We start from the raw sequence: 16,827 nt of genomic DNA, 5'->3' as shown, positions 1-16,827 counted from the left end.
ATCTTGTTTAAGATAGTTCAGCTTTTTTTACGTTAAGGAGTCAATGTGTTAAAGTTGTTTGCAGAGAATTAAATTAATGCTAAACTTGAAGTAATGTTTTTATAAAACTGGGACGATAAAGTGGCCCGGAGATCAGGGTTACTTTTTCAGTGTACGTAAGCTTATTTTAGAAATTAGATACGAAGTTGAAGCCACGTTGTTTCAACCTCCATTGTCGACATTTGACAAGAAGGGAATTAGTCATGGCAAATATTTTAAGAAATTGGGTCGAAAGTGATAAGCGTGAGGTCAAACGGATGGGCAAGATTGCCGATCAAGTTGAAGCACTCGCTGATGAAATGGCGGCCCTTTCTGACGAAGAATTACAGGCAAAAACGCCAGCGTTTAAAGAACGTTTAGCCAAGGGTGAAACCTTAGATGATATTTTACCAGAGGCTTTTGCAGTCGCTCGTGAAGGGGCTAAGCGCGTACTGGGGCTTTATCCCTTCCGCGTTCAAATTATTGGTGGGATCACCTTGCATGAAGGCAATATTGCTGAGATGCGTACTGGTGAAGGTAAAACCTTAACTGCCACAATGCCAGTTTATTTAAATGCATTGGAAGGTAAAGGTGTTCATGTTGTAACCGTCAATGAATACTTGTCCAGTCGTGATGCGACGGAAATGGGCGAATTATATAATTGGCTTGGCTTATCCGTTGGTTTGAACTTGAATTCATTAAGCGCCGAAGAAAAGCGCGCCGCTTATCAAGCTGATATTACCTATTCAACTAACAGTGAACTTGGGTTTGATTATTTGCGCGATAACATGGTGGTTTATAAGGAACAAATGTCTCAGCGCCCGTTAAATTATGCCATCGTCGATGAAGTCGATTCTATTTTGATCGATGAGTCGCGGACACCATTGATCATTTCAGGACAAGCAGAAAAGTCGACTGCCCTTTATATCCGCACAGATCGTTTTGTTAAAACCTTAAAAGAAGAGGAAGACTACAAAATTGATCTCCAAACTAAAACAATTAGTTTGACGGAACAAGGTATTCGCAAGGCTGAAGCTAATTTTGGCTTAGATAATTTGTATGACGCTGACAACATGGCATTGACCCATCATTTGGACCAAGCGTTGCGGGCCAATTATATTATGTTGTTAGATATTGATTATGTGGTCCAAGATGGCAAGGTTATGATCGTTGATTCATTTACTGGCCGAGTTATGGAAGGCCGCCGTTATTCTGATGGACTACACCAGGCGATTGAAGCTAAAGAAGGCGTCGAGATTCAGGACGAGACCAAGACAATGGCTAACATCACTTATCAGAACTTTTTCCGGATGTACAATAAACTGGCTGGGATGACTGGGACTGCTAAAACGGAACAGGAAGAATTCCGCGAAATTTATAATATGCAAGTCATCACGATCCCAACCAATCGGCCAATTGCCCGGATCGATCATCCTGATGTATTGTACCCAACGCTACAAAGTAAATTTAAGGCAGTTGTCGCTGATATTAAGCAACGCCATGAAAAGGGCCAACCGATGTTGGTTGGTACCGTAGCCGTTGAAACGTCTGAATTACTGTCTAAGTTGTTAGATCGTGAACATATTCCCCATATGGTTTTGAACGCGAAAAACCATTTTAAAGAAGCCGAAATTATTATGAATGCTGGTCAGCGCGGTGGGGTTACCATCGCAACCAACATGGCCGGCCGTGGGACTGATATTAAATTAGGTCCTGGGGTCAAAGAAGTTGGCGGTTTATGCGTGATTGGTACCGAACGCCATGAATCACGGCGGATCGATAACCAGTTGCGGGGCCGTGCCGGCCGTCAAGGCGATCCAGGTGAAACGCAATTTTATTTATCTTTGGAAGATACCTTGATGCGCCGTTTTGGTTCTGATCGAATCAAAGCGCTATTGGATCGGATGAAAGTTGCCGATGATGATGCGGTGATCCAAAGTCGGATGATCACGCGCCAAGTTGAATCAGCCCAGAAGCGGGTTGAAGGTAACAACTACGATACGCGTAAAAACACTTTGCAATACGATGACGTTATGCGCGAACAGCGTGAAGTCATTTATTCGCAACGGATGCAGGTCATTGATAGCACAGAATCCTTGAAGTACGTCTTGATTCCAATGATTGAACGGACGATCAAGCGGATAGTCGATTCTCACACCCAGGGTGAGCAAAAAGATTGGGATTTGCAAGCCATTTATGACTTTGCCATCAATTCAATGGTACCAGAAGATACGATTTCGATCGCCGATGATCTTGAAGGTAAGTCTAGTCAACAAATTATTGATTACTTGCTTGGTCGTGCCGATGAAGTTTATGCAGAAAAGAAAAAGCAACTGTACGATGACGCGCAGATGCTTGAATTTGAAAAAGTGGTCATCTTACGAGTTGTTGATTCGCATTGGACCGATCATATTGATACGATGGATCAAATCCGCCAGTCGATCGGCTTGCGGGGTTACGGTCAATTGAATCCACTAGTTGAGTATCAATCCGAAGGTTATCGCTTGTTTGAAGAAATGATCGCCGACATTGATTTTGATGTGACACGATTATTCATGAAGGCTGAAATTCGCCAGAATATTCGCCGTTAATCTATTTTGAGTAAAAAACGCTAAAAAGCGACGTTAGCTATTAAGCACGCCGCTTTTTTGGCTAATTACGGGGAGGTTCCAGTATGGAATTAAGTGAAGGAAAACATATTTTGGCCGATGTGGCCGCTAAATTAGATCAATTTAGGGGGTCACTTTGACTTAGATGCGCTAAAGGATAATATTGCTGAAAATGAAGCGCAAATGGCTGAACCAGGTTTTTGGGATGATCAAGCACAAGCACAGAAGTTGATCGACGCAACAAATGGCTTAAAGGCTAAATATGATTCATTTCAGCAATTGCAGCAGCAATACGATGATCTGACTGTATCGGCAGAATTACTGGCTGAAGAGGATGATCCGCAGATTGCAGCGGAGTTTGATACGGGGATTACTAAATTGCAGCAGCAAATGCAGCAGTATGAGCTGGGCTTATTGTTAAATGGCCCATATGACAGTAACAATGCCATTTTAGAAATTCATCCTGGTGCTGGGGGAACTGAATCCCAAGATTGGGGTGAAATGTTGCTACGAATGTATATGCGTTGGGCTGAGCAACATCATTTTACTGTGGAGACAGTTGATTATCAGGCTGGCGAAGAAGCGGGGATCAAAAGTGTGACCTTGCTGATCAAAGGACACAATGCTTATGGTTATTTGCGCTCAGAGCGTGGTGTTCACCGGCTAGTTCGTATTTCACCATTTGATGCGGCTGGTCGGCGGCATACATCATTTACGTCAGTTGATGTCATGCCAGAGCTGGACGATACGGTCAACGTGGAGATCAATAGTGATGATCTGCGCGTGGACGTTTATCGGGCTAGCGGCGCTGGTGGTCAGCATGTCAATAAAACGTCTTCGGCAGTGCGGATCACGCATTTACCAACTGGGATCGTGGTTGCCAGTCAGGCGGAACGCTCGCAATTGCAAAACCGACAGACGGCTATGAACATGTTACGGGCTAAATTATATCAGCGTGAATTGGAAGAAAAGGAAAAAGAACGTGCGCAGATTCAGGGTGAGCAAGCTGAAATCGGTTGGGGTTCACAGATTCGCTCGTACGTTTTCCAACCGTACACGATGATCAAGGATCACCGGACGAACTACGAAACTGGTAATGGTCAGGCTGTTTTAGATGGTGACTTGGATCCATTCATTGATGCTTATTTACAGTTACAATTAAAAGCGGATAATCCAAAATAATAGCAATAATTTGCTGTACCAGCTTTGATTTTTAATCGAAAGTTGGTGCAGCTTTTTTGTTACTAGATTGTGAATATTTTTTTGGAACCAGTAATGCTATACTAACAGTAATAATAAATGAATCGTGGTGGCGTTTGATGGTTAGGTGCTTATCACGAGCATGAATGAGGAGTTTTCCGGTTTATGATAGTAGAATTACTGGTCAGTTTAGTGGCCCAGCCGCTATTATGGTGTCTTATTTTGGCAGGTTATTTAGTCAGCCGTCGTCGTATCCAACAGGAACGGCAAACTTTTCATATTGCCATTGATAGCCGGCTAAATGAATTCAAGGCCTTTTTTATTTACGGCTTGCCGTTGGGGATCGTTTTGTCGGTGGGGACAATTTTATTGAGCCTAAAATTATCGGCGGCTTGGTGGCTGGGCTATCAAATCATTGGTATTTTAGCAGTGATCATGACTGTTAGTGTAGTGTGGCCGACTGCTGCGGTGTTATTCACAACATTGATCATGGTCGCATTATTGCCTAATAGTTGGCGCTTAGCGGTACCGAGGTTTACTGATCAAGTAGCGACTAATCGGTTGATCGCCGTTAGTTTGTTTTTGCTGCTGGCAATCAGTGCGCTGGCCAGTGCTGGCTTACGACAGTATTTAGCGATTCACAATTTATCACCACGAATCACGGAAAGTAATCGCGGTCGGCGAACTGGTTATTTTAAAGCACAACAATTGGCATTGGTACCGTTGGCTTTCTTGGTACCAGGTACAAAACTGTCCAGTGGCTTATTTGCTTGGTCAACGGTTCATGTCGCCGGAAATCAATATCATTTAGTTATTGTTCCGTTGCTGATCGGCTTTTTACTAACGGTAAGGCAACAACTACCGGCAGTGCAAATCAAACAGCAAAATCGCTGGCAATTGGTGACTGGACTGATTTATTTGATCAGTGCAGTGATCGTTTATTTCCAAGCACGGTTATTTATCCCGTTGCTCTTGATTGCCGTGGTGGTTGCGGTGATTGGGTGGTTAGGTGCTCGCCGTGTGCAAGGGGTGGTGCACTATACTGAACCGTTCACTGGTGTAATGGTGTTGGGAATTCAACCAGAAACGCCAGCCGCTAAAATGGATCTGGTAGCTGGGGATATTATTTTAGAATGTAACAATCAGGCAGTTCATGATGAGGATTCATTCTATGCTGCGCGCATGACTGATCCGACTTATTGTCATTTACGGGTCAAAACGCAAAGTGGCGACATTAAAATTACCGAATCGGCTATTTTTGAAGATTCGCCGCATAATTTAGGCGTTATGACTTTTCCGGAACAAGTTTAGCGTGTGTTGAAAAAGCGCCCAGTTTTTGGGTAAAGGGGAGATACGAGCTTGAAGCAAGTACTTATAGTCGATGATGAGCCCTCAATCGTTACGTTACTGACTTATAATTTGAAAAAAGAACATTATCAGGTGACGACCGCCAATGATGGCGCGACCGCATTACAACTAGCGTTAGCCACCAAGTTTGACTTTATTTTGCTGGATTTGATGTTGCCCCAAATGGATGGTATGGAAGTGACGCGGCGTTTACGGCAGGAAAAGGTAACGACTCCGATCATTATGTTGACAGCTAAGGACGCTGAATTTGATAAAATTGTTGGTCTTGAGCTGGGGGCGGATGACTATTTGACTAAACCGTTTAGTCCGCGTGAGGTGATTGCGCGTATGAAGGCGATCAGCCGCCGGTTACAACCGGTTACGTCCAGTGTCAATGAGAATGAGCAAATTCAGATTGGTGCGCTAAAGATTTCGCCTACTGCGTACACGGTTTTTCGTAACGGCCAGCAACTGCAATTAACGCCGCGTGAATACGCGTTATTGCTGTATTTAGCTCAGCGACAAAATCGGGTGCTAAGTCGTGAACAACTGCTAAATGGGGTCTGGGGTTATGATTATGCCGGGCAAACGCGAATGGTCGATATTCAGATCAGTCATTTACGCGATAAGATCGAAGTTGATCCGAAACAGCCGCAATATTTGGTGACGGTGCGTGGGTTTGGCTATAAGTTGGAGGCGCCTCAGCATGAAGCGGATTAGACGAATCAGCTGGTTACTTTTTATGGTGGTCGCTGCTGGGATAGCGGCGATCATTCTTTTTTTAAATCAGCGTTATATTGCTGAGCAGCAGTTAGGGCTAGTGCGGCAAGGCGAGTTACTGCAAACGCAAGTGTTGCCTAAAGTGACGGCAACTAAATTACCGCGAGCGCTGCTGCAAAAATGGCAACGCCAGCAGAATGTACATGTGGCAATTTTTGATGCCCGTAATCAATTAGTATTTCCAGTCGGCGGGCCGCAAGCAGATCTGATCGATAGCGTGGTGGCCTTTCAAAGTAAGACGGCAACGACTAAGCGTGAGCAGATCCGCGTCGCTAGTCGTGCGCAAACGGCTTATTTATTTAGCCAAAAACCGTGGACCTTTGTACTGTACACGCCACAGCATAATTTATGGCAACCGTTTTGGCCGCAAGGCGTGCATTTGTTATTAGCGGTGCTCGGACTAAGTTTACTAAGTGTTCTGATTTTTCGTGGCTATACGCGCTGGGAGCGGCATTCCTTGCAGCGGGTTCAACGGCAATTAGCTAAGGTTGGCGCGCCACAGCCAACACCAGCGGTATTATTGAAGCCAACGGATCATTATTTTGCCTTGGAGCGTGCCGTTACCCACGTTGATCAGCAGCTGCAAGCCCAGACGGCCTTAGCGCAAAATGAGCAGCACAACTTTAATCGCTTTATCAATCATTTGACCATCGGCGTATTGCTGCTGGATGAAACCGGTGATGTGGTGGCGCATAATCCTGCGGCTGCGACGATGCTGGCGCAGCAATTAAGTGATCAGCCGCATTCCTATCTGAATGATATTCATCATTTTGCGCTCAGTCGCTTGATCAAACATGCGTTGAACCAGCAAAAAAGTCAGCACGCAACGGTCAGATTAGTGCAACCGCAGGAGCGTTACTTGGATGTCAATGTGGTCTGGATGAAGGCTCAGGCACTACAGGCAACGTATCAAGTCGCAGTGCTGTTATACGACATCACGCCAGTTAAGCAGATCCAGCAAATGCAGTTGGATTTTGTCAGCAATGTGAGCCATGAATTGAAGACGCCAGTCACCTCGATCCTAGGTTTTACGGAAACGCTATTGGCAGGCGCGCAGAATGAACCGGAAGTACGGCAGGAATTTTTAACGATCATTGCGGCGGAAAGCAAGCGACTGACAGCATTGATCCAAGATATTATTGCCTTATCCCGCGGCCAGCAGCAACAATTACAAGTGGCACCGGTTAACATCAAACAAACGGTGACGAACTTACTAGTACCGCTGCAGCAAACGATTGATACCAAGCAAGTAACGGTGCAACTAAATATTGCGGCAACGGCACAGTTACAAACTGATCCGCATAAATTCGAACAAGTGGTCAAGAATTTATTGATCAATGGGCTGTCGTACAATCGTCAAGGTGGGCGGCTGACGGTGACAGCCGAAAAAAAAGCCGCACAGTGGCAACTTAGCTTTAGCGATAACGGCTTGGGTATTGCGGCGGATGACCAAGTACGGATCTTTGAACGGTTTTATCGCGTGGATAAAGCGCGCAGTCATCATCAAGGTGGTACGGGCTTAGGTTTGGCGATCGTCAAAGAGTTGGTCACCGCGCTGGGCGGTCAAGTGCGTTTGAAAAGCCAACTCGGTGTCGGTAGCACCTTTACCATTACCTTACCGGAAAAAATTGAAGCTTAGCAGGTGGCGTTAGAAATAACGGCGCCTTTTTTGGTGCGCCCGGCATGGGCGTCAACTAGGTGGTGAAAGTCCACTGCGGGCCGTAGTAGTCGGAACCGCTAGCCAAAGGCAAGGCCTTTATCGTGAGGTGAAGACTGAAGGAAGCCTGATGAGCAAAGTACTGCACCGATGAACAAGAAGCAGCTATAAGGCCGGAAGTAACTGGATAAGGTGGCCAAACACACTGAAGTCCGATACTACCCGAAGTTACGACAGTAAAGCTGACGGTGACATGGTACGAAAGTTGACGTTCTTACCCGGGGAGACCTGTACACACAATCCTGATTTTCTTAGGGAATACCCAAATGACAAGGAAATATGAGTTCAAAGCAAGTCAGAAATGGCTGGTTAAGTGTACAGGAGTCAGCCGAGGTCATAGTAGTGGGTAACCATGAAGGACCAAACAATAATAACTCATATTGCGACTGGAAGTGAAGACGATGCGAAAATCGCAGAAAACAGAACAAGCTGACCGCCAGCGGATGATAGGTCTGGAAGACCAAAGACAAACTGGGGCGCGTAGTATCGCCTCCGGTGAAGGAGAAAAGATGAGTGGCACTCAGTTTCAAGCATTAGTTTTGGCCCGCAACAACCTGAATTTGGCTTATCAACGTGTGGTCAGGAACAAAGGGGCGGCCGGAGTTGACGGTATGACCGTTGATGAATTGAAACCGTACCTGAAAGTACATCGCGAAGAATTACTCGCAGAATTGGCCAATGGGACTTATAAACCGGCACCAGTCAAGCAAGTCTCAATTCCAAAGCCCAACGGTGGAACGCGTAAGCTTGGCATTCCGACCGTGATCGACCGGCTAGTCCAGCAGGCCGTGGCCCAGGTCCTTTCGCCGATATATGAACAGATCTTCGCCAACAATAGTTTTGGTTTTCGACCCCAACGCAGTGCACATGACGCAGTTCAACAGGTCGTTCAGCTAGATAATGCGGGTTATCACTATGTGGTTGATCTGGATTTGAAGGCCTACTTCGATACGGTTAATCATGACATGCTTATGAAGTTTCTCAAGCAGCGAATTAGTGACCGCTGGATACTACGGCTCATTCGCCGTTTTCTGACTAGTGGCACCATGAATGGGCAATTGTTTGAACGCAGTGAGAAAGGCACACCGCAAGGCGGGCCGATCTCGCCACTGTTAGCGAATATTTATCTCAACGAATTCGACCAAGAACTAGCTAGGCGCGGTCATGAATTTGTCCGTTACGCCGATGACTGCAATATCTTTGTTAAAAGTCCACGCGCGGGCCAACGAGTCCTCGCTAGTGTGACTCGTTTTCTCGAGCATGAGTTAAAACTCACGCTCAATCAGGAAAAGACACAAGTGGTCGCCACCAACAGAATGAAGTTCTTAGGTTTTACGTTGGGCCACACTAAAGGCAGGGCTTTTCCCTATCCGGTGTGGTCAGCGAAGCAGCGAGTTAAACAAGCATTGAGGCGGCTGACTAAGCGTAATCGTGGTGTATCCGAAGACCAAATAATGGCAGAGATTCGTCAAAAGATGCGCGGTTGGTTGCAGTATTACAGCTTGGGTAGAATGAAGCGGTTCATCACGGAATTAGATGCGTGGCTGCGGTCACGTATTCGCCAGTACATTTGGAAACAATGGAAGAAAGCCAAAACTAGAGAGAACAACTTGAGCGGATTAGGATTTACGAAAGATGAAGCTAAGCTATCCGCTAACACGCGTAAAGGGTACTGGCGGACAGCGCATAGTAAAACGCTGTGCCGTACCCTAACTAACAAAGAGCTGGAACGTCGTGGACTCATTAACTTGAGTCAGACGCTCCAGCAAATTCAGAGTGCTTAAATTATTGAACCGCCGTATACGGAACCGTACGTACGGTGGTGTGAGAGGACGGTAACTTACAATTACCTCCTACTCGATTGTCTTCATAGGCATAATTGAAGCGTTTTCTATGTGCAGCATGCTATTATTAGTCTGGAGTTTGCATTTTAAATCAATACCGTGAATCAACAAAATTTACATTATTTTTACAAAAGAACGCATTGGATTTTACGTTGATCTTTTATGCTTAAAGAGAATTGAAATAATGGGGGTCTTGCTGTGAAGAAGCGTATCCTACTGGTCGCCGCGTTATTAATGAGTTTAGTAACGTTAACGGCGTGTCAAAGCTCGGCTGATCGGGGCGAATCGATCACCGTTGTCGGTTCATCAGCGCTACAACCACTTGTAGAAGCAGCTGGTGAGCAATATGGCAGTGAGCATTTAGGAAAATTTATCAATGTCCAAGGCGGCGGTTCTGGAACTGGTTTGAGCCAGATTCAAGAAGGGGCGGTTGCAATCGGTAATTCTGATGTGTATGCCGAAGAAAAGCGTGGCATCAATGCTGATCGTTTAGTCGATCATCGGGTCGCGGTTGTCGGTATCACCCCAGTACTTAACAAAAAAATCGGCATTAAAAATTTAAGTTTTGCGCAGTTAAAAGCTATTTTTACCGGTCAAGTGACTAATTGGCGTGAAGTTGGTGGGCCAAATTTACCGATCGTGATCGTCAATCGGGCGCAAGGTAGTGGGACGCGGGTCACCTTTGAAAAATGGGTGCTACGTGGTGCCCAAGCTAAGCAAGCACAGGAACAAGAATCCACCGGAATGGTGCGCCAGATCGTCGCCAGTACACCAGGGGCGATCAGCTACATGGCGTTTTCGTATGTCGATAAAACAATCGCTGCGGTCAAAGTTGCGGGCGTGGCGCCAACCGATGAAAATGTGACGACAAATCGTTGGCAAATTTGGTCGTACGAGCATATGTACACTAAAGGTCAACCTAAAGGGCTAACCAAAGACTTCATCAACTATATTTATAGCGATGCGATCCAGGAAAAAATGTTGCCTAAATTAGGCTATATTCCGGTAGGTCATATGCAGGTCGAGCGTAATCTTGAGGGTAAAGTCACACCGGTAAAGTAAGCTAGACTGGTGGCGTGGCACGTCTGCATGATTATAGTTATTACAAAGCTAGTTTAGCGAAAACGTGGTCGAAAAAGTAGCTTATTGCATATAACGACGCTAGTCAAACGAGCCACTTCGGATCTTTTATTGCCTGGCTAGGTTATATGCCATAAGCTGACCACTTTTTCCACCACTCTGTTTTTGAAAGAAGGAGCTGAGCAGATGGATCCAATTCGTGAAAGTATGTTAAAAGTATCGCGTCAAGCGAAATTAGAACGGCGCGGTCGGTGGTTAGGCTTATTTTGTATCAGTTTGATCGTGATCGTCGTCGCAGCAATTTTTTATTTTGTGGCTTCTCGCGGTTTAGCAACGTTTTATCATGATAAAATCAATGTTTGGGACTTTCTGACTAAGCAAGCGTGGAATCCAGGAACGAAAGATAGTCACGGCATTCCGGCGGTCGGTGCGTTACCTATGATCGTGGGCTCGTTTTTAGTCACCATTTTTGCTGCATTGGTAGCAACGCCGTTTGCAATCGGTGCTGCGATTTTTATGACTGAGATTTCGCCGCGGCGGGGGATGCAAATTTTAAAGCCAGTCACGGAATTATTAGTCGGTATTCCTTCTGTTGTTTACGGGTTTATCGGTTTGACCGTTGTTGTTCCGGTGATCCGGCAGATTTTTGGCGGCACGGGCTTTGGTATTCTGGCGGGGACCTTTGTGTTGTTCGTCATGATCTTGCCGACCGTGACCTCAATGAGTGTTGAGGCACTACAGGCGGTGCCGCGCCATTATCGTGAAGCATCCCTAGCACTAGGGGCAACGCGCTGGCAAACGATTTACAAAGTGGTATTGCGCAGCGCTACTCCCGGCTTATTGACGGCAATCGTTTTCGGGATGGCACGGGCTTTTGGTGAGGCCTTAGCGGTCCAAATGGTGATCGGGAATGCAGCCTTGTTGCCACATAACTTGGTATCGCCAGCATCCACATTGACGAGTATTTTAACCATGGGAATCGGCAATACGATCATGGGTTCATTGGAAAATAATGCCCTGTGGTCGCTGGCATTGATCCTGTTATTAATGTCACTCATCTTTAATTTACTGATTCGCTTGATCGGTCGGAAAGGGGCAATGAAATAATGAACAGTAAACAGCAAGATAAGTTAGCGACTGGCATTCTTTACGCGATCGCTGGTATTATTATTTTAGTCCTTGCTTCGTTGCTGGGTTTTATTTTGATTCAAGGGTTGCCCCACGTGACTTGGCATTTCTTGACCACGCCGGCACGGGCTTTTGAAGCTGGTGGCGGGATCGGTATTCAGTTATTCAATTCGTTTTACTTGTTACTGTTAGCGATGTTGATTTCAGTGCCGTTGTCGTTAGGTGCTGGCATCTATTTATCTGAATACGCTAAAAAGAACTGGCTGACTTCGTTGATTCGAACTTCGATTGAGATCCTCAGTTCGTTACCGTCGGTGGTCGTTGGGTTATTCGGCTTCTTGATTTTCGTGATCCAGTTTAAATTTGGCTTTTCGATTTTATCGGGGGCGCTAGTGTTGACCGTTTTTAACCTACCGTTGCTGACGCGAAATGTGGAGGAATCCTTAGCCAGTATTTCCAGTATGCAGCGTGAAGCCGGCTTGGCGCTAGGCTTGTCGCGCTGGGAAACGGTGATTCGAATCATCGTGCCTGAAGCTTTACCAGGGATCACCACCGGGATGATCTTAGGTGCTGGCCGTGTTTTCGGTGAAGCTGCAGCTTTGATCTATACTGCTGGTCAAAGCGCACCGGCGTTAGATTTCACCAATTGGAATCCATTTTATATTGCCAGCCCACTAAACCCGCTGCGGCCTGCTGAAACCTTGGCTGTGCACATTTGGAAAATCAACTCTGAAGGGATCATGCCAGATGCCGTGGCGGTTTCTGCTGGGGCTTCGGCGGTGTTGATCGTTGCCGTATTAGCCTTTAACTTAGCTGCCCGCTGGTTTGGCCAGCATTTGTATCAGAAAATGACTAGTTCTGGGAAGAAGGGGGCCTAAAGATGAAAGATTATGATTTAACTAAAACGGCGATCAAAACCTTTGACCCGGCACAACAAGAAGTTGCTTTAAGTACCGAAGATCTGCACGTTTTCTACGGTGATCATGAACAGATCAAAGGTGTTTCCTTGCAATTTCCGCGCTACAAAATTGCGGCGATCATCGGCTCATCGGGCTCCGGCAAGTCAACTTACCTACGTTCTTTAAATCGGATGAACGATGAGATCCAAACCGCGCGGGTCACCGGCAAGATCATGTATCGTGATCTAGATATCAATCAACCGAAAATCGACGTTTTTGAAATGCGTAAACATATCGGCATGGTATTTCAGCGGCCAAATCCGTTTGCCAAGTCAATCTATGACAATATTACCTTTGCACCGATCCGCCATGGAATTAAAGATAAGCATGTGTTGGATGAATTAGTTGAAACAACGCTGCAGCAAGCTGGTTTGTGGAAAGAAGTTAAGGACACGTTGCATAAAAGTGCGCTGGCCTTATCTGGCGGCCAACAACAGCGTTTGTGTATTGCCCGCGCGGTGGCGATGAAGCCAGATATTTTGTTGCTGGATGAACCTGCCAGTGCGCTGGATCCTATTTCAACCAGTGTTGTTGAAGACACGTTGGCACAATTGAAAGAGCACTATACGATCATTATCGTGACCCATAATATGCAACAAGCAGCACGAATCAGCGACTACACCGCCTTTTTCCATCAAGGGGTGGCGCTGGAATATGCGGAAACAAACCAAATCTTTACCAAGCCAGCAATCGAAGCAACCGATGATTACGTGTCGGGACATTTTGGTTAGCGTGTGTTGAAAAAGCGGGTAAATTTTGAGTACTAGCCTAGTAAGGCGCAGAAGTCTGCGACTTGAACTTGGCGATTTTTGCCTTAGCACAATCGACAACGGGAAGCAAATGCTACTTAGCAAATAAGCTATCGTTCAGCTGCTTTTCAAAAAGTGTTGTCGAAAACGAGTCACAATGCTTTTTCAACCACGTTTACGTAGGAGGTCAATCATGGCAACTGAAAAAATTATTACCAGCAAAGACGTTCACCTGTACTATGGTCAGCGTGAAGCTTTAAAAGGCATCAATTTAGATTTCACCGCTAACGAGATCACCGCTTTGATCGGACCATCTGGTTCAGGTAAATCCACTTATTTACGTTTGTTAAATCGGATGAACGATTTGATCCCCAATATTCGCATTACCGGCGATATTCGCCTGCATGGCCAAGATATTTACGCACCGGAGACGGACGTGGTCCAGCTACGTAAGGAAGTTGGCATGGTGTTCCAGCAGCCGAATCCATTTCCATTTTCGATTTATGAGAATGTGATCTACGGCTTGCGCTTAGCCGGTGAAAAAAATAAGGCCGTGCTGGATGAAGTGGTAGAAAATAGCTTGAAGGCAGCCGCTGTTTGGGAAGAAACTAAAGACGTGCTCCATGACAGTGCCTTATCATTATCCGGCGGTCAGCAGCAGCGAGTCTGTATCGCCCGAGTCTTAGCGGTCAAACCAGCGGTTATTTTGCTGGACGAACCGACCAGCGCGCTGGATCCCATTTCCAGTAGTAAAATCGAACAAATGCTGGTAAATTTAAAAGATGACTATACGATCATCATGGTGACGCATAACATGCAACAAGCTGCCCGTTCGTCAGATCGAACAGCCTTTTTCCTCGATGGTCAATTAGTTGAGTACAGTCCAACGGCGAAATTCTTCACGGCACCAGATAAAAAGGAAAGTGAAGACTACATTTCCGGCCGTTTTGGTTAGAAAATGTGCTCAAAAACAGCTCTATAAAGCCGTTTTAAACAGATTTTAAATATAAAAACATCATAAGAGGAGGTAACAGGATGCGGGAAATATTCAGTGAAGAATTAGAAGATTTACATGTGCGTTTCTCCGAAATGGGGATGCTGGTCAATGAGGCAGTTTACAATTCGGTCAAAGCGTTTGTCAATCATGATCGTGAACTGGCGCTAGAAGTGATTCAAAATGACGAGGCAATCAATCAGCGTGAAGTTGATATTGAGAAGCGTAGTTTTGAGATGATCGCCTTACAACAGCCGGTGACTAGCGATCTGCGGATGATCGTCACGATCATGAAAGCCAGCAGTGATCTAGAGCGTATGGGCGATCATGCGGTCAGTATTGCTAAATCAACGATTCGTGTGAAAGGTAATACGCGTGTGCCTGAGATTGAAGAAGATATCGCCGCAATGGCGGATATCGTTAAACAAATGGTTGAAGACGTGCTGGATGCTTACGTTAAAAAAGACGAGCAGCGCGCACGCAAGATTGCTTTGCAAGATCAACAAGTCAACGAAGCGTTCAAAACAATTTACGATAAATGTATTGATGAGATGAAAAATGATCCGCAAACCGTGATCGGCAGTACTGACTATCTGATGGTTGGCACTTACTTAGAGCGGGTCGGCGATTATGTGACTAACATCTGTGAATGGATCGTTTATTTAAAGACTAACAAGTTGACTGAGTTAAATACGAATAATCAGGAAATGATGTAATCTTATTTCCGCCACCGAGGCTGCCGTTTAGGCAGTCTTTTTTTGCGCCGCTAAACACAAACATTTTAATTTTTTTATGGTTTTAAGTTCGATTTAAGCTTACCTCAGTAAGATGAAATCATCGATAAAACAAATGGAGATGAATATCAATGGAAAATATAGCGGAATTTGGTGTAGGGCGGACTCACCGGCGCTGGAAAATTACATGGCAGCGATTATTACCTTGGTTGATCCCAGTTGCGTTGATCGGTTTTTGGCAATTAGCTGTTAGCGCCGGCTGGATCAATAGCAACTTATTACCGTCACCAATCGCCGTGGTCCAAGATGGCATCGGGTTGTGGCAAACCGGCGAGTTACCGAAAAATATCAGTATCAGCCTTTATCGGGCAACTGCTGGTTTTGTGATTGGTGGCAGTATCGGTTTTATTCTCGGCTTGCTAAACGGATTATCAAAAACTGCACGGGCGCTATTTGATTCTTCGATCCAAATGTTACGTAACATTCCGCATCTGTCCTTGATCCCAGTAGTGATCATTGCTTTAGGGATCGGCGAGACCGCCAAAATTTCGTTGGTGACGGTCGGTGTCATGTTTCCAATCTACATCAATACTTTCCATGGCATCACCAGTATTGACCCCGAATTATTAGAAATGGGCCGTGCGTACGGCTTATCCAAACGTGCTTTATTAACAAAAATTATTTTTCCAGGGGCTTTGCCCACGATCTTAGTCGGCGTGCGTTATGCCTTAGGTGTGATGTGGACGACCTTGATCGTTGCCGAAACTATTTCTTCTAGTTCTGGTATCGGTTATATGGCGACTAACGCGCAGGAATTTATGAATATGGACACGGTTTTACTATGTATCGTCATTTACGCTTTATTAGGTAAGCTATCCGATTTGATCGCGAAAGCTTTAGAAAATATTTGCCTGGCATGGCAACGGGAAGGGAGCGCTAAGGCATGATCAAACCATTATTGACCTTAGAACAACTTGGCAAAACTTACGACACTAAAGTCGCGTTACACGACGTTAACTTTAATATTTATCCCGGCGAGTTTATTGCTTTAGTCGGTATGAGTGGCGGCGGTAAAAGTACGATCTTACGCTTGATCGCCCAATTAGAACAACCGACCACCGGCCAGGTCCAATTTAGCGATCCTGACACCACGGTACGGGTGATGTTCCAAAATGATCGCTTGTTACCATGGATGACTAATTTAGAAAATGTTTCCTTTAAAAGTAAAGACAAAGCTGAGCGGCAACGTGCGCAAGCTATTTTAAACGAAGTGGGCTTAGCAGAATTCGCTGACAGTTACCCCGATCAATTATCTGGGGGCCAAAAGCAGCGGCTAGCCTTGGCGCGAGCGTTAATGGCCCAGCCACAACTGCTATTGTTGGATGAACCATTAGGCGCATTGGATGCCTTGACGCGGCGCAAAATGCAGGTGTTTATCGCAGAAATTTGTGCCAAACAACAGTTGACCACTTTATTGATCACGCATGATGTTGACGAAGCGGCGCGCATGGCTGATCGGGTGATCGTGGTCAAGGATGGCACTAACGTTTACGAGGCGGACGGCGCAAAAGATCAAGCTGCCGCAAGGATTGCCACCGTGTCCGAACGCATTCTCAGTGTGATCCTGCATGCACCGGCGACCGCTGCCAGTGTGAACGGCTAGAGTAG

14 protein-coding genes are annotated in these 16,827 nt (G+C 45.7%); all 14 read left to right on the top strand.

Annotated elements, in window-relative coordinates; genetic code table 11:
• Positions 1-242 precede the first annotated feature (242 nt).
• The 14 genes from secA (at position 243) to LC20001_RS10875 (ending at position 16,822) form a co-directional block, all read left to right on the top strand.
• Positions 243-2,609, top strand: a complete 2,367-nt coding sequence (gene secA / locus LC20001_RS10940) for a preprotein translocase subunit SecA (protein WP_010008995.1) — start codon at positions 243-245, stop codon at positions 2,607-2,609.
• A gap of 83 nt (positions 2,610-2,692) precedes the next feature.
• Positions 2,693-3,809 (top strand): peptide chain release factor 2 gene (gene prfB / locus LC20001_RS10935; RefSeq protein ID WP_099267156.1). Its coding sequence is split into 2 segments (ribosomal slippage): positions 2,693-2,764 and positions 2,766-3,809, totalling 1,116 coding nucleotides; the frame shifts between segments, so codons are not numbered across the junction.
• A gap of 183 nt (positions 3,810-3,992) precedes the next feature.
• Positions 3,993-5,138: a PDZ domain-containing protein gene (locus LC20001_RS10930; RefSeq protein WP_010008998.1), complete on the top strand. Its 1,146-nt coding sequence runs from the start codon at positions 3,993-3,995 to the stop codon at positions 5,136-5,138.
• Positions 5,139-5,186: 48 nt separating this feature from the next.
• Positions 5,187-5,894, top strand: a complete 708-nt coding sequence (locus LC20001_RS10925) for a response regulator transcription factor (protein ID WP_003679057.1) — start codon at positions 5,187-5,189, stop codon at positions 5,892-5,894.
• Positions 5,881-7,593, top strand: a complete 1,713-nt coding sequence (gene pnpS, locus LC20001_RS10920; protein WP_010009000.1) for a two-component system histidine kinase PnpS — start codon at positions 5,881-5,883, stop codon at positions 7,591-7,593. The genes LC20001_RS10925 and pnpS overlap by 14 nt, the downstream gene beginning before the upstream one ends.
• A gap of 479 nt (positions 7,594-8,072) precedes the next feature.
• Positions 8,073-9,455 (top strand): group II intron reverse transcriptase/maturase, encoded by a 1,383-nt coding sequence (ltrA, locus tag LC20001_RS10915; RefSeq protein WP_069700543.1) that lies wholly within the window; start codon positions 8,073-8,075, stop codon positions 9,453-9,455.
• A gap of 258 nt (positions 9,456-9,713) precedes the next feature.
• Positions 9,714-10,577 (top strand): phosphate ABC transporter substrate-binding protein PstS, encoded by an 864-nt coding sequence (locus LC20001_RS10910; protein ID WP_003679053.1) that lies wholly within the window; start codon positions 9,714-9,716, stop codon positions 10,575-10,577.
• 204 nt (positions 10,578-10,781) lie between these two features.
• The gene (gene pstC, locus LC20001_RS10905; RefSeq protein ID WP_003679051.1) at positions 10,782-11,702 is read left to right on the top strand and encodes a phosphate ABC transporter permease subunit PstC; all 921 of its coding nucleotides are present in this window, start codon (positions 10,782-10,784) and stop codon (positions 11,700-11,702) included.
• On the top strand, positions 11,702-12,601 hold the full coding sequence (gene pstA / locus LC20001_RS10900) for a phosphate ABC transporter permease PstA (RefSeq protein ID WP_003679049.1): 900 nt from the start codon (positions 11,702-11,704) through the stop codon (positions 12,599-12,601). The genes pstC and pstA overlap by 1 nt, the downstream gene beginning before the upstream one ends.
• 2 nt (positions 12,602-12,603) lie before the next feature.
• Positions 12,604-13,413 carry a phosphate ABC transporter ATP-binding protein PstB gene (gene pstB, locus LC20001_RS10895; RefSeq protein ID WP_003679047.1) on the top strand — a complete coding sequence of 270 codons (810 nt, stop codon included), beginning with the start codon at positions 12,604-12,606 and terminating at the stop codon, positions 13,411-13,413.
• A 211-nt stretch (positions 13,414-13,624) separates the two neighbouring features.
• Positions 13,625-14,386, top strand: a complete 762-nt coding sequence (gene pstB, locus LC20001_RS10890; RefSeq protein WP_003679044.1) for a phosphate ABC transporter ATP-binding protein PstB — start codon at positions 13,625-13,627, stop codon at positions 14,384-14,386.
• 80 nt (positions 14,387-14,466) lie between these two features.
• On the top strand, positions 14,467-15,141 hold the full coding sequence (gene phoU, locus LC20001_RS10885) for a phosphate signaling complex protein PhoU (protein ID WP_003679042.1): 675 nt from the start codon (positions 14,467-14,469) through the stop codon (positions 15,139-15,141).
• Positions 15,142-15,290: 149 nt separating this feature from the next.
• A complete protein-coding gene (locus LC20001_RS10880) occupies positions 15,291-16,106 on the top strand; it encodes an ABC transporter permease subunit (protein WP_010009003.1) in 816 nt (271 codons plus the stop codon).
• Positions 16,103-16,822: an ABC transporter ATP-binding protein gene (locus tag LC20001_RS10875; RefSeq protein ID WP_010009004.1), complete on the top strand. Its 720-nt coding sequence runs from the start codon at positions 16,103-16,105 to the stop codon at positions 16,820-16,822. The genes LC20001_RS10880 and LC20001_RS10875 overlap by 4 nt, the downstream gene beginning before the upstream one ends.
• Positions 16,823-16,827 lie beyond the last annotated feature (5 nt).

Source organism: Loigolactobacillus coryniformis subsp. coryniformis KCTC 3167 = DSM 20001, from assembly GCF_002706425.1.
In the GTDB taxonomy this organism is placed as follows: domain Bacteria; phylum Bacillota; class Bacilli; order Lactobacillales; family Lactobacillaceae; genus Loigolactobacillus; species Loigolactobacillus coryniformis.
Note: the sequence above shows the minus strand (reverse complement) of the source record. Positions and strands in the feature narration are given on the sequence as shown.

What these genes read in the sequence shown, in the direction of transcription:
- secA (WP_010008995.1), top strand. Translation starts at nt 243, where the DNA reads ATGGCAAATATTTTAAGAAATTGGGTCGAAAGTGATAAGCGTGAGGTC.
- LC20001_RS10930 (WP_010008998.1), top strand. Translation starts at nt 3,993, where the DNA reads ATGATAGTAGAATTACTGGTCAGTTTAGTGGCCCAGCCGCTATTATGG.
- pnpS (WP_010009000.1), top strand. Translation starts at nt 5,881, where the DNA reads ATGAAGCGGATTAGACGAATCAGCTGGTTACTTTTTATGGTGGTCGCT.
- ltrA (WP_069700543.1), top strand. Translation starts at nt 8,073, where the DNA reads ATGCGAAAATCGCAGAAAACAGAACAAGCTGACCGCCAGCGGATGATA.
- pstC (WP_003679051.1), top strand. Translation starts at nt 10,782, where the DNA reads ATGGATCCAATTCGTGAAAGTATGTTAAAAGTATCGCGTCAAGCGAAA.
- pstA (WP_003679049.1), top strand. Translation starts at nt 11,702, where the DNA reads ATGAACAGTAAACAGCAAGATAAGTTAGCGACTGGCATTCTTTACGCG.
- pstB (WP_003679047.1), top strand. Translation starts at nt 12,604, where the DNA reads ATGAAAGATTATGATTTAACTAAAACGGCGATCAAAACCTTTGACCCG.
- pstB (WP_003679044.1), top strand. Translation starts at nt 13,625, where the DNA reads ATGGCAACTGAAAAAATTATTACCAGCAAAGACGTTCACCTGTACTAT.
- phoU (WP_003679042.1), top strand. Translation starts at nt 14,467, where the DNA reads ATGCGGGAAATATTCAGTGAAGAATTAGAAGATTTACATGTGCGTTTC.
- LC20001_RS10880 (WP_010009003.1), top strand. Translation starts at nt 15,291, where the DNA reads ATGGAAAATATAGCGGAATTTGGTGTAGGGCGGACTCACCGGCGCTGG.
- LC20001_RS10875 (WP_010009004.1), top strand. Translation starts at nt 16,103, where the DNA reads ATGATCAAACCATTATTGACCTTAGAACAACTTGGCAAAACTTACGAC.